The organism is Streptomyces hebeiensis (assembly GCF_052983195.1).
The window spans coordinates 5,991,658-6,005,576 of the sequence record NZ_CM129812.1; the positions used below are offsets into that span (position 1 = coordinate 5,991,658).

The following is a 13,919-nucleotide window of genomic DNA, read 5'->3' on the forward strand; positions in this document are numbered from 1 at the left end:
GACAGCCGGATGCCAGGTTACTTACCTTCGCTGTCCGAGCGGATGCCGGTCACCACTGTTTCCGCCCTCCGGGTGGGGGGACGCTAGATCGTGCGGGGTGATCTTTCGCGGGTTCGCGAACGAACACCCCCGACCGGACCCGAGCGAAGCTGCCGAACTGTTATCGCCCGGTTCGGGCATGGTGAAACACTGGGCAGACATTCGGAGACGACCCGGGCAGTACGTTCAAACCCTGCGGGAGGGACACGGTGGAGTCTGGCACGCCGGCGCGTGGCACGAGCACACGCGCGAAAGGCGGACGGTCCCGGAACAATGGGACGACCGAGGTGGACTCGGCAGAGCTGAACAGACTGCTGTCCGCTCTGGTGGCGATGCGGGACGGCAACTTCCGCAGGCGTCTGACCGTCTCCGGCGATGACGTGATGGCGGAGATCGCCGCGGTCTTCAACGAGGTCGCCGACCGCAACCTGCACCTGACGGGTGAGCTGGCCCGTGTCCGGCGCATGGTCGGACGGGAGGGGAAACTCACCGAGCGGCTGGAGACCGGTGTCTGTGAAGGGTCCTGGTCCGCCGCCATCGACGCGTCGAACGCGCTGGTGGACGATCTGGCACGGCCGGTCTCCGAGGTGGGCCGGGTGCTCTCCGCCGTGGCGGAGGGTGATCTGGAGCAGCGCATGGAGTTGCGTTCGCACGCGGAGGAGGGCGCCGAGCGGCCGCTGCGGGGCGAGTTCCTGAAGGTGGCCCGTACGGTCAACAACCTGGTCGACCAGCTGTCGGCGTTCACCGACGAGGTGACCCGGGTGGCGCTGGAGGTCGGCACCGAGGGCAAGCTGGGCGGCCAGGCCAAGGTGCGCGGGATGTCCGGTTCGTGGAAGGACCTCACGGACTCCGTCAACACGATGGCGTACCGGCTGACCGCGCAGGTGCGGGACATCGCGCTCGTCACGACGGCCGTCGCCAAGGGCGATCTGTCACGGAAGGTCACCGTCCATGTGGCCGGTGAGATGCTCCAGCTGAAGAACACCGTGAACACGATGGTGGACCAGCTCTCGTCGTTCTCCTCCGAGGTGACCCGGGTGGCCCGGGAGGTCGGTACGGAGGGCGAGCTGGGCGGCCAGGCGACCGTGCCGGGCGTGGCCGGTGTGTGGAAGGACCTCACCGATTCGGTGAACACGATGGCGGGCAACCTGACCAGCCAGGTGCGGGGCATCGCCGAGGTCACGACGGCCGTCGCCAATGGAGACCTCTCGCAGAAGGTCACGGTGAGCGCGCGCGGCGAGGTGGCCCAGCTCGCCGAGACGATCAACCAGATGACCGAGACCCTGCGGACGTTCGCGGACGAAGTGACGCGGGTGGCGAGTGAGGTCGGTGCCGAGGGCCGGCTGGGCGGTCAGGCGCAGGTGCCGGGGGCGGCCGGTACGTGGAAGGACCTCACCGATTCCGTCAATACGGCGTTCCGTAATCTCACCGGTCAGGTGAGGGACATCGCGCAGGTGACGACCGCGGTCGCCAACGGTGACCTCTCGCAGCAGGTGACGGTCGATGTCGCGGGCGAGATGCTGGAGCTCAAGAACACCGTCAACACGATGGTGGCTCAACTCCAGTCCTTCGGAGCCGAGGTGACCCGGGTGGCCCGGGAGGTCGGCGTCGAGGGCCGGCTGGGCGGTCAGGCGGAGGTGCCCGGCGCCGCCGGTACGTGGAAGGACCTCACGGACTCCGTCAATACGGCGTTCCGTAATCTCACCGGTCAGGTGAGGGACATCGCGCAGGTGACGACCGCGGTCGCCAACGGCGATCTGACCCAGAAGGTCACGGTCGATGTCGCGGGCGAGATGCTGGAGCTCAAGAACACCGTCAACACCATGGTGGCGCAGCTGTCGTCGTTCGCGGACCAGGTGACGCGGATGGCGCGGGAAGTGGGCACGGAGGGGCGGCTCGGCGGCCAGGCGCGGGTGGACGGCGTCAGCGGTACGTGGAAGGAGCTGACCGACTCCGTCAACTCGATGGCCGGGAACCTGACCTCGCAGGTGCGCCAGATCGCCCAGGTGACCACGGCGGTGGCCCGGGGCGATCTCTCCCAGAAGATCGACGTGGACGCGCGGGGCGAGATCCTGGAGCTGAAGAACACCATCAACACGATGGTCGACCAGCTCTCCGCGTTCGCCGACCAGGTGACCCGGGTGGCCCGCGAGGTGGGTACGGACGGGCGGCTCGGCGGGCAGGCGCAGGTGCCGGGTGTCGCCGGCGTCTGGCGCGATCTGACGGACTCCGTGAACGGCATGGCGTCCAACCTGACCGCGCAGGTCCGCAACATCGCGGGTGTCGCCACGGCGGTGGCGCGCGGCGACCTGTCGCAGAAGATCGACGTGGATGCCCGGGGCGAGATCCTGGAGCTGAAGAACACCCTCAACACGATGGTGGACCAGCTGTCGAACTTCGCCGAGCAGGTGACCCGGGTGGCGCGCGAGGTGGGCACCGAAGGGATCCTCGGCGGCCAGGCAGAGGTCCAGGGCGTGTCCGGCACGTGGAAGGACCTCACCCAGTCCGTCAACTTCATGGCGAACAACCTGACTTCGCAGGTCCGGAACATCGCCGAGGTCACCACGGCGGTCGCCAAGGGCGATCTGTCGAAGAAGATCACGGTCGACGCGCGCGGCGAGATCCTCGATCTGGTCACGACCGTCAACACCATGGTCGACCAGCTGCTGAACTTCGCGGACGAGGTCACCCGGGTCGCCCGTGAGGTGGGTACGGAGGGCATCCTGGGGGGCCAGGCCCGCGTCCGCGGGGTCACCGGCATCTGGAAGGACCTCAGCGACAACGTCAACACCATGGCCAACAACCTGACGAGCCAGGTGCGCAACATCTCCCGGGTCTCGGCGGCGGTCGCCAACGGCGATCTGACCAAGAAGGTGACGGTGGAGGCGCGCGGCGAGGTCGCCGAGCTGGCCGACACCGTCAACACGATGGTGACGACGCTGTCCTCGTTCGCGGACGAGGTCACCCGGGTGGCGCGCGAGGTGGGCACCGAGGGCGAACTGGGCGGGCAGGCCCGGGTGCCGGGCGTCTCGGGCACCTGGAAGGACCTCACCGAGTCCGTGAACTCGATGGCGTCCAACCTGACCGGACAGGTGCGCCAGATCGCGACCGTGACCACCGCCATCGCCAAGGGCGACCTCACCAGGAAGATCGACATCGACGCGCGCGGTGAGATCCAGGAGCTGAAGAACACGATCAACACGATGGTCGACCAGCTCTCCTCCTTCGCCGAGGAGGTGACCCGGGTGGCCCGCGAGGTGGGTACGGACGGCCAACTGGGCGGTCAGGCGCGGGTCCGGGACGTGGACGGCACCTGGCGCGACCTCACCGAGTCGGTGAACGAGATGGCCGGCAACCTGACCCGTCAGGTGCGGGCCATCGCCGCGGTGGCCACCGCGGTGACGCGTGGCGATCTCAACCTCAAGATCGACGTCGACGCGCGCGGTGAGATCCAGGTTCTTCAGGACAACATCAACACGATGATCGCCAATCTCCGGGACACCACCCTCGCCAACGAGGAGCAGGACTGGCTCAAGGGCAACCTGGCCCGTATCTCCGGTCTGATGCAGGGCCGCCGCGACCTCGACGACGTGGCCTCGCTCATCATGAGCGAGCTGACCCCGGTGGTCTCGGCCCAGCACGGCGCGTTCTTCCTCGCGATGCAGACCGGATCGGATCCGCAGGTCGGTACGGACGGCGGCAAGGACGCCTCGTACGAGCTGCGCATGCGGGGCAGTTACGGCTACTCGGCCGGCGCGATGCCGACGTCCTTCCGGCCCGGGGAGACGCTCATCGGCACGGCCGCCGAGGAGAAGCGCACCATCCAGGTGAATGTGCCGCCGGGGTACCTGAAGATCTCGTCCGGTCTCGGGGAGGCAGCACCCGCACATGTGATCGTGCTGCCGGTGCTCTTCGAGGGGAAGGTCCTCGGGGTGATCGAGCTGGCGTCGTTCCAGCCCTTCACCCACATCCAGCGGGACTTCCTCAACCAGATCGCCGAGATGATCGCGACGAGCGTCAACACCATCAGCGTGAACTCCAAGACGGAGGTGCTGCTGAAGCAGTCGCAGGAGCTGACCGAGCAGCTGCGGGAGCGTTCGGCGGAGCTGGAGAACCGGCAGAAGGCCCTCCAGGAGTCCAACGAGGAGCTGGAGGACAAGGCGGAACTGCTCGCGCGCCAGAACCGCGACATCGAGGTGAAGAACACCGAGATCGAAGAGGCCCGGCAGGTGCTGGAGGAGCGGGCCGAGCAGCTCGCGGTCTCGATGCGCTACAAGTCCGAGTTCCTGGCGAACATGTCGCACGAACTGCGGACGCCGCTGAACTCGCTGCTGATCCTGGCCAAGCTGCTGGCGGACAACGCCGAGTCCAACCTCTCCCCGAAGCAGGTGGAGTTCGCCGAGACCATCCACGGCGCGGGCACGGATCTGCTCCAGCTGATCAACGACATCCTCGACCTGTCGAAGGTGGAGGCCGGGAAGATGGACGTCAGTCCGACCCGGATCGCCCTGGTGCAGCTGGTGGACTACGTGGAGGCGACGTTCCGGCCGCTGACGGCGGAGAAGGGGCTCGACTTCTCCGTACGGGTGTCGCCGGAGCTGCCCGCCACGCTGCACACCGACGAGCAGCGGCTGTTGCAGGTGCTGCGCAACCTGTTGTCGAACGCGGTGAAGTTCACCGACAGCGGCGCGGTGGAGCTGGTGATCCGGCCGGCGGGCATGGACGTGCCGGACGCCATCCGGGAGCAGTTGCTGGAGGCCGGTTCGCTGCGGGACCCGGACGGCGAGCTGATCGCCTTCTCGGTCACCGACACCGGGATCGGCATCGCGGCGAGCAAGATGCGGGTCATCTTCGAAGCGTTCAAGCAGGCGGACGGCACGACCAGCCGGAAGTACGGCGGTACGGGGCTCGGGCTGTCCATCAGCAGGGAGATCGCGCGGTTGCTGGGCGGTGAGATCCACGCGGCGAGCGAGCCGGGACGCGGTTCGACGTTCACGCTCTTCCTGCCGTTGCAGCCGAGCGAGCTGCCGCCGCAGGGCTATCCGCAGCTGACGCCGGCCGGTATGCAGCCGCTGGTGCGGGTCACGGACGAGGCCACGAGCGGCGCGGGTACGGCGGAGCTGTCCGCGCCGGGCGCGCAGGGGTCGGCCGAAGCGCCGGTGGCGCCCGCCCTGTTCCGGCGCCGGCGCAGGAGCGCGGGCGCCGGGGAGCGGGAGACCGAGGCGAACGGACAGGGGCAGGGGCAGGGGCAGGGCCCGGCCGCGGCACCGCAGGGCGCGCTGCCGCGCGCGAGCGGTGCACCGGGCGGGGCGGCGCGGCCCTCGGTCCCGGCCTCCGCGGCCGGCCCGGCGGGCGTGCCGGACTCCTGGGCTGAGGGAACGGCCGCCCAGGGGGAGCAGGAAGCGTCGGGGCCCTCACGCACGTTCGTGTTCAACGGCGAAAAAGTGCTGATCGTGGACGACGACATCCGCAATGTGTTCGCGCTCACCAGCGTGCTGGAGCAGCACGGTCTGACGGTGCTGTACGCGGAGAACGGCCGTGAAGGCATCGAAGTCCTGGAGCAACACGACGATGTGACGGTCGTTCTGATGGACATCATGATGCCGGAGATGGACGGTTACGCCACGACGACGGCGATCCGCAGGATGCCGCAGTTCGCCGGTCTGCCCATCGTCGCGCTCACCGCCAAGGCGATGAAGGGCGACCGGGAGAAGGCCATCGAGTCCGGGGCTTCCGACTATGTCACGAAGCCTGTTGATCCCGATCACTTGCTGTCAGTAATGGAGCAGTGGATGCATGGCAAGTGATCGACTGTTGCTCGAATCACCGCGACGTGCCGACTGACTATGGCCAGAGGCGTGTGAGACGGCGAAAATCGGGGAACCTTCCGGTCTCCTGCCACGTTTCCGGTTCGGGGGCAGTGACATCACGGTGACAGGGTGTGGCGACAGGCGGGGTGCGGCTACCATGACCGGCACAAGGACTGACGGCGCAAGGGAGTCGTCCCCCGGGGCGCTGCCCGGCGCATCACCGGGGCACAAGCACGGGGGACACCCCATGCCGGGGCGAGGAGGGCGGGCGGCCATGGTGCAGAAGGCCAAGATCCTCCTGGTCGATGACCGGCCGGAGAATCTGCTGGCGCTGGAGGCGATCCTCTCCGCGCTCGATCAGACGCTGGTGCGGGCATCGTCAGGGGAGGAAGCGCTCAAAGCGCTGCTGACGGACGATTTCGCGGTCATTCTGCTGGATGTCCAGATGCCGGGGATGGACGGTTTCGAGACAGCCGCGCACATCAAGCGGCGCGAGCGGACCAGGGACATCCCGATCATCTTCCTCACCGCCATCAACCACGGTCCGCACCACACCTTCCGGGGGTACGCGGCGGGAGCGGTGGACTACATCTCGAAGCCGTTCGACCCGTGGGTGCTGCGTGCCAAGGTGTCGGTCTTCGTCGACCTCTACATGAAGAACTGCCAGCTGAAGGAGCAGGCCGAGCTGCTCAGACTCCAGCTGGCCGGCGCCGACGAGGCGGGGGCGGACCGGACCAAGGAGCCCGCGGGCCTGCTGGCCGAACTGTCGGCGCGGCTCGCGGCAGTTGAGGAACAGGCCGAAGCGCTGTCCAAACAGTTGGACGACGACTCGGCGGACGCGTCCGCCGTGGCCACCGCCGCACACCTGGAGCGCAAACTCACCGGGCTGCGGCGGGCGCTCGACGCCCTGGAACCGGGCGCGGGCGGCGCCGCGGCCTTCCCCTCGCAGAACTGACGGCGCCGGGGCGGTGTGACGGCGGGCCAGGTGACGACACGGACGGGTGAAGCGGTGGGCACACGTGTCCGCGGCCGTTCACACCGGTAACCTCACCCCCATGGCCTCACGTACGTCCGGCAAGGGTTCCCAGGGCACGGCGGGCACCGCGAAGCCGCGGGCCGGCCGTACGACCGGCGCCGCCAAGGCGGCACCCGCCAAGAAGGCGGCGGCCAAGAAACCCGCGCCCGCGAAGAGGGCCCCGGCGAAAAAGGCACCCGCCAAGAAGGCGGCGCCCAAGCCGGCGCCGAAACCCGCTCCCTCTCCCACGGGAGGCGTGTACCGGCTCGTACGGGCCCTCTGGCTGGGCGTGGCGCACGGCGTGGGCGCGATGCTCCGGGGCATAGGGCGCGGAGCCAAGGGACTCGACCCGGCGCACCGCAAGGACGGCCTGGCGCTCCTGCTGCTCGGCCTCGCCCTCGTCGTCGCGGCCGGCACCTGGTCGAATCTGCGGGGGCCGGTCGGCGACCTGATCGAGATGCTCGTCACCGGCGCCTTCGGCCGGCTCGACCTCCTGGTGCCGATACTGCTGGGGGTCATCGCCGTACGGCTGATCCGGTATCCCGAGAAGCCCGAGGCCAACGGGCGGATCGTGATCGGACTGTCCGCCCTGGTCGTCGGTGTGCTGGGGCTGGTGCACATCGCCTGCGGCGCCCCGGGGCGCGGCGAGAGCGCCGCCGCGATGCGGGACGCGGGCGGGCTCATCGGCTGGGCCGCGTCGAAACCGTTGATCTTCACCATGGGCGACGTACTGGCCGTGCCGCTGCTCCTGCTGCTCACCGTCTTCGGCCTGCTGGTCGTCACCGCCACCCCGGTCAACGCCATCCCGCAGCGGCTCCGGCTGCTCGGCATCAGGCTGGGCGTCGTCCGTCCCCACGAGGACGCCTACGGTGACGACGACGAACGCTACGACGAGCAGTGGCGCGAGGCGCTGCCCGCCGCGAAGCGCCGTGCGTCCGCGCGCCCGGGCGAGCGGCGGGGCGAGAACGGTCCGGACGACGCCGAGGCACAGGCGCTCGCGCGGCGACGCGGGCCGCGCCGGTCCTCCGTACAGCCGTCGGCGGAACGGCCCCTGGACGCCGTCGACGTGGCCGCCGCCGCGGCGGCCGCCCTGGACGGTGCCGTGCTCAACGGGATGCCGCCCTCGCCACTGGTCGCGGACCTGACGCAGCGCGTCTCCGCCGACCGTCGGCGCACGCCCGGGGAGAGCCAGGAGGGGGCCCGGCCGGGAGCCGAGGGGCCCCGGCCGGGCGAGTCGTCCGGTACGGCGGCGGAGGAGCCGTCCCGCGCGGCCTCGGGCGGGCGCTCGGCGGCGGCCGTGCCGTCCGCGCGCGAGGCCGGGAAGCAGTCCGGGGGGCCGGGCGCCGTGGCGGACCTGACCAAGCCGCCGCCGCGCGAGGACAAGCCGCTGCCGCCGCGCGCCGAGCAGCTTCAGCTGCGGGGTGACATCACCTACGCGCTGCCCGCGCTGGACCTGCTGGAGCGGGGCGGCCCCGGCAAGACGCGCAGCGCCGCGAACGACGCCGTCGTCGAGTCGCTCAGCCGGGTCTTCACCGAGTTCAAGGTCGACGCGGCCGTCACCGGCTTCACCCGGGGCCCCACGGTCACCCGGTACGAGGTCGAGCTCGGGCCGGCCGTGAAGGTCGAGCGCATCACCGCGCTCACCAAGAACATCGCCTACGCCGTGGCCAGCCCCGACGTGCGGATCATCTCGCCGATCCCCGGCAAATCCGCCGTCGGCATCGAGATTCCCAACACCGACCGGGAGATGGTGAACCTCGGGGACGTGCTACGGCTCGCCGACGCGGCCGAGGACGACCACCCGATGCTGGTCGCGCTCGGCAAGGACGTCGAGGGCGGCTATGTGATGGCCAACCTCGCGACCATGCCGCACGTGCTGGTCGCGGGGGCGACCGGCTCCGGCAAGTCCTCCTGCATCAACTGCCTGATCACTTCGATCATGGTGCGGGCGACCCCGGAGGACGTGCGGATGGTCCTGGTCGACCCCAAGCGGGTCGAGCTGACCGCGTACGAGGGCATCCCGCATCTGATCACCCCGATCATCACCAACCCCAAGCGGGCCGCCGAGGCGCTGCAGTGGGTCGTACGGGAGATGGACCTGCGCTACGACGACCTCGCCGCGTACGGCTACCGCCACATCGACGACTTCAACAAGGCGGTCCGCGCGGGCAAGGTCACGGCGCCGGAGGGCAGCGAGCGCGAGCTCGCGCCGTACCCGTACCTGCTGGTGATCGTGGACGAGCTGGCCGACCTGATGATGGTCGCGCCGCGTGACGTCGAGGACGCCATCGTCCGGATCACCCAGCTGGCGCGGGCCGCCGGCATCCACCTGGTGCTCGCCACCCAGCGGCCCTCGGTCGACGTCGTCACCGGTCTGATCAAGGCGAACGTTCCCTCGCGGCTGGCCTTCGCGACCTCCTCGCTGGCCGACAGCCGGGTCATCCTGGACCAGCCGGGAGCGGAGAAGCTGATCGGCAAGGGCGACGGGCTGTTCCTGCCGATGGGCGCGAACAAGCCGACGCGGATGCAGGGCGCCTTCGTCACCGAGGAGGAGGTCGCGGCCGTCGTACGGCACTGCAAGGAGCAGATGACGCCCGTCTTCCGCGACGACGTCGTGGTCGGTTCGTCCAAGAAGAAGGAGATCGACGAGGACATCGGGGACGATCTGGATCTGCTCTGCCAGGCCGCGGAGCTCGTGGTCTCCACGCAGTTCGGCTCGACGTCGATGCTCCAGCGCAAGCTGCGCGTCGGCTTCGCCAAGGCCGGCCGGCTGATGGACCTGATGGAGTCGAGGAACATCGTCGGGCCCAGCGAGGGGTCCAAAGCCCGCGACGTACTGGTGAAGGCGGACGAGATCGACGGTGTGCTCGCGACGATCCGCGGGGAGTCCGCGCCGTAGGGGTCGGTCGGTCGTGGGGGTCGGTCGTGGGGCGGCCGGGCGCGGTGGTGATCACCGGGGCGGGCGGACGGGCCTTCGGCCGCACAACAGTTGTGTGACGGACGGGTTTTCCGGGACGGATTCCGGGAATGCGAGAGCAACCGTTTCCCTTGGCCGGGCGTCAAGTTGGGGGGAGGACGAGAAGAACGTCCTCCTCGGCGTCGTCCGCCATTCGGATGGCGTACAAAGTGCGTCCGCCCGGTTGCCCCACCCTTTCGTACCACCCATAGACTGATCCTCCAGCAGGTGGCTACACGCTCGAAAGGCGCCCCCGTGTCCATCGGCAACTCCCCCGAGAGCAGTGCCCCCGACGACGACAACTCTCCCGGCGCGGACAACTCCCCCGCCGAGGACAACTCCCCCGAGGACGACCGGCCTTCGATCGGCCAGGCGCTCCAGGAAGCCCGTATCGCGGCGCGACTGACCGTGGACGAGGTCAGCGCCTCCACACGGGTGCGTGTGCCCATCGTGCAGGCGATCGAGCAGGACGATTTCTCGCGCTGCGGTGGCGATGTGTACGCCCGCGGGCACATCCGCATGCTCGCCGGAAAGGTCGGGCTCGATCCCGACCCGCTCATCGCCCGGTTCGATGCCGAACACGGCGGACGTCCGGCGCCCACACCGGCGGCGCCGCTGTTCGAGGCCGAGCGCATCAGGCCCGAACGCCGCCGGCCCAACTGGACCGCCGCCATGGTCGCGGCGATCGTCGCCGTGATCGGTTTTGTCGGTTTCACCATGTTCAGTGGTGGCGATGGCGATACGAAGACCAAACAGGTCGCGGAAGGTTCCGAACCCGACCAGAACGGTGCCAAGCCCACTCCGACCAAGTCGGGTGGGGCCAAGCCCGCGGAGTCCGAGAGCGCCATCGCGGCCGTGCCGCACGACAAGGTCACCGTCAAGCTGTCCGCCACGGACGGCAAGAGCTGGATCTCGGCCAAGGCCTACGACGGCAAGCTGTTGTACGACGGCATCCTGGACGAGGGCGACTCCAAGACCTTCCAGGACGACAAGCGCATCGATCTCGTCCTCGGCAACGCCGGGGCGATCGAGCTCTTCGTGAACGGCAAGAAGGTCACGGACGAGTTCGAAGCGGGGCAGGTCGAGCGGCTGTCCTACACGCAGGGTGACCCGGAAGCGGGCTGAGCAACCCTGCGCGGCGAGGGCGGGGCCAGGACAAAGTAGTCTTGAGCCCATGCCCGAACGCCGTACCGTCGCCCTTGTCACTCTTGGCTGCGCCCGTAACGAGGTGGACTCGGAGGAGCTCGCAGGCCGCCTGGCGGCGGACGGCTGGGATCTCGTCCAGGACGCCGCCGGAGCGGATGTCGCCGTCGTCAACACCTGCGGATTCGTCGAAGCCGCCAAGAAGGACTCCGTCGACGCCCTGCTGGAGGCCAACGACCTCAAGGAGCACGGCAGAACGCAGGCCGTTGTCGCCGTCGGCTGCATGGCCGAGCGGTACGGCAAGGATCTGGCGGAGGCCCTGCCGGAGGCCGACGGGGTCCTCGGCTTCGACGACTACGCGGATATCTCCGACCGGCTGCGCACGATTCTCAGCGGTGGCGTCCACGCCTCGCACACCCCCCGTGACCGCCGCAAGCTGCTGCCCCTCAGTCCCGTCGAGCGGCAGAACGCCACAGGAGTGGCCCTGCCGGGCCACGGGGACTCCGGCGGGACCGCGGGCGGCACGGTGGCCGGCGGGGCCCCCACGGCCGCCGAGGGGCTCTCCTCGGCCCCCGCGGACCTGCCGGCGGGGCTGGCACCCGCCTCGGGGCCCCGGGCGCCGCTTCGGCGGCGTCTGGACAGCAGCCCCGTCGCCTCCGTGAAGCTCGCCTCCGGCTGCGACCGGCGGTGCTCCTTCTGCGCCATCCCGTCCTTCCGCGGCTCCTTCATCTCCCGCCGTCCCTCCGACGTGCTGGGCGAGACGCGCTGGCTGGCCGAGCAGGGCGTCAAGGAGGTCATGCTCGTCTCCGAGAACAACACCTCCTACGGCAAGGACCTCGGCGACATCCGCCTGCTGGAGACGCTGCTGCCCGAGCTGGCGGCAGTCGACGGGATCGAGCGGGTCCGGGTCAGTTACCTCCAGCCGGCCGAGATGCGGCCCGGGCTGATCGACGTCCTGACCTCGACGCCCAAGGTCGCCCCGTACTTCGATCTGTCCTTCCAGCACTCGGCGCCCGGTGTGCTGCGCGCGATGCGGCGGTTCGGGGACACCGACCGGTTCCTGGAGCTGCTGGAGACGATCCGCGGCAAGGCGCCGCAGGCCGGTGTGCGGTCCAACTTCATCGTCGGATTCCCCGGTGAGTCCGAAGCCGACTTCGCGGAGCTGGAGCGTTTCCTGGGCGGCGCGCGGCTCGACGCCATCGGTGTGTTCGGGTACTCGGACGAGGACGGCACCGAGGCCGCCGGTTACGACGGGAAGCTGGACCGGGACGTCATCTCCGAGCGGCTGGAACACCTGTCGCGGCTGGCCGAGGAGCTGACCGCCCAGCGGGCCGAGGAACGCCTCGGCGAGAGCCTGCGCGTGCTGGTCGAGTCGGTCGGCGGGGCGGACCCGGACAGCGCCGGGGGAGCGGCCTTCGAGGGTGCGGACGAGCCGGCGGCGGTGGGCCGGGCGGCACACCAGGCGCCCGAGACCGACGGCCAGGTGATCCTCACGTCGGGCGAGGGTCTGCGTCCGGGCCGTATGGTCGAGGCGAAGGTGGTCGGCACCGAGGGCGTGGATCTGGTGGCCGATGTCGTAGCCGTGTACGACGACCTGCCGGCGGCCGGTTCGAGGGCCCCGGGCGAGGAGGCGGGCACATGACCGGAATCCCGGCGTCCGCGGCCGGTGGAGCCGGCGCGAAACCGGCCCGTGGCCCCAAGCCGGCCTTGGCGGCCCCGGGGCCTTCGGGGGCCTCACGGGTCAAGGGGACCGGGGACGGCCAGGCGGGCCTGTGGAACATCGCCAACATCCTCACGATGATGCGCCTGGTGCTGGTGCCCGGATTCGTGGCCCTGATGTTGCAGGACGGCGGTTACGACCCGGTCTGGCGCGCCTGGGCCTGGGCCGCGTTCGCCGTCGCCATGATCACGGACGTGTTCGACGGACATCTGGCCCGCAGGTACAACCTGGTCACCGACTTTGGGAAGATCGCCGACCCGATCGCGGACAAGGCGATCATGGGTGCGGCCCTGGTGTGCCTGTCCGCGCTCGGTGATCTGCCGTGGTGGGTGACGGGTGTGATCCTCTTCCGCGAACTCGGCATCACGCTCATGCGCTTCTGGGTGATCAGGCACGGGGTCATCCCGGCCAGCCGGGGCGGCAAGGCGAAGACGCTCGCGCAGGGGACGGCCGTGGGGATGTACGTCCTCGCGCTGACCGGGCCGCTGGCGACGCTGCGGTTCTGGGTGATGGCGGTGGCCGTCGCCCTGACCGTGCTCACGGGCCTCGACTACGTGCGCCAGGCGGTCGTGCTGCGGCGGCGAGGCCTGGCGGCGGAGCGGGCGGCGCGGGAGGGCTGCGTGACGGAGTCGCCCAGGTGAGGAGCGAGGACCGCACCACGGTGAGTGAGGACGCGGCGCGGGTACTGGCCGCCTTGCGGGCGCGCGGTGCGACACTGGCGGTGGCGGAGTCCCTGACCGGTGGCCTGGTGGCCGCGGAGCTGACGGCCGTCCCCGGCGCCTCCCGGGCCTTCCGGGGGTCGGTGACCGCCTACGCGACGGATCTCAAGCGGGAGATCCTGGGGGTCGACGGGGCGCTGCTGGACGAACGCGGGGCGGTGGACGCCGAGGTCGCGCGGCAGATGGCCGCCGGGGTGCGCCGGGCGCTCGGTGCCACGTGGGGAGTGGCGACCACCGGCGTCGCCGGGCCCGAACCGCAGGACGGGCGGCCCGTGGGGACGGTGTACGTGGCCGTCGCGGGACCGGAGGGCAGGGAGAAAGTGAACGCTCTGCGATTGAACGGCGGGCGTACGGACATCCGTAAAGAGAGTGTGCGCAGTGTGCTCGCGCTGCTCCTCGGCGAACTCCCGGGGAACGGGCGGGCACAGGATACGGAAGAGAACGGGGGGACTTGATGTTTGCAGCCCTGAGTGAACACGACATCGCTCCCCGCACGGCCGCGGCGCAAGGCGGTACG

At 70.0% G+C, this 13,919-nt stretch carries 7 protein-coding genes; all 7 read left to right on the forward strand.

The features are described from left to right. Window positions 1-248: 248 nt before the first annotated feature. The 7 genes from ACU6P3_RS25740 to ACU6P3_RS25770 all read left to right on the forward strand — a co-directional run bounded on the left by ACU6P3_RS25740 (window position 249) and on the right by ACU6P3_RS25770 (window position 13,857). Window positions 249-5,846: a HAMP domain-containing protein gene (locus ACU6P3_RS25740; RefSeq protein ID WP_447194299.1), complete on the forward strand. Its 5,598-nt coding sequence runs from the start codon at window positions 249-251 to the stop codon at window positions 5,844-5,846. A gap of 277 nt (window positions 5,847-6,123) precedes the next feature. Continuing rightward, complete coding sequence (locus ACU6P3_RS25745) at window positions 6,124-6,804, forward strand: response regulator (protein WP_030745505.1); 681 nt, start codon at window positions 6,124-6,126, stop codon at window positions 6,802-6,804. A 100-nt stretch (window positions 6,805-6,904) separates the two neighbouring features. Continuing rightward, window positions 6,905-9,763 (forward strand): DNA translocase FtsK, encoded by a 2,859-nt coding sequence (locus ACU6P3_RS25750; protein WP_447194300.1) that lies wholly within the window; start codon window positions 6,905-6,907, stop codon window positions 9,761-9,763. Window positions 9,764-10,075: 312 nt separating this feature from the next. Then, entirely contained in the window at window positions 10,076-10,945 is an 870-nt protein-coding gene (locus tag ACU6P3_RS25755) for a helix-turn-helix domain-containing protein (protein ID WP_447194301.1), read from the forward strand. 49 nt (window positions 10,946-10,994) lie between these two features. Next, window positions 10,995-12,605: a 30S ribosomal protein S12 methylthiotransferase RimO gene (gene rimO, locus ACU6P3_RS25760; RefSeq protein ID WP_447194302.1), complete on the forward strand. Its 1,611-nt coding sequence runs from the start codon at window positions 10,995-10,997 to the stop codon at window positions 12,603-12,605. Beyond that, window positions 12,602-13,324 carry a CDP-diacylglycerol--glycerol-3-phosphate 3-phosphatidyltransferase gene (gene pgsA, locus ACU6P3_RS25765; protein WP_447194303.1) on the forward strand — a complete coding sequence of 241 codons (723 nt, stop codon included), beginning with the start codon at window positions 12,602-12,604 and terminating at the stop codon, window positions 13,322-13,324. Before rimO ends, pgsA begins: the two co-directional genes overlap by 4 nt. Then, complete coding sequence (locus tag ACU6P3_RS25770; RefSeq protein WP_447194304.1) at window positions 13,321-13,857, forward strand: CinA family protein; 537 nt, start codon at window positions 13,321-13,323, stop codon at window positions 13,855-13,857. Before pgsA ends, ACU6P3_RS25770 begins: the two co-directional genes overlap by 4 nt. The last annotated feature ends 62 nt before the right edge of the window (window positions 13,858-13,919 follow it).

Excerpts from the sequence above, each read along its gene's own strand:
- ACU6P3_RS25750 (WP_447194300.1), top strand. The coding sequence starts at position 6,905 with ATGGCCTCACGTACGTCCGGCAAGGGTTCCCAGGGCACGGCGGGCACC.
- rimO (WP_447194302.1), top strand. The coding sequence starts at position 10,995 with ATGCCCGAACGCCGTACCGTCGCCCTTGTCACTCTTGGCTGCGCCCGT.
- ACU6P3_RS25745 (WP_030745505.1), top strand. The coding sequence starts at position 6,124 with ATGGTGCAGAAGGCCAAGATCCTCCTGGTCGATGACCGGCCGGAGAAT.
- pgsA (WP_447194303.1), top strand. The coding sequence starts at position 12,602 with ATGACCGGAATCCCGGCGTCCGCGGCCGGTGGAGCCGGCGCGAAACCG.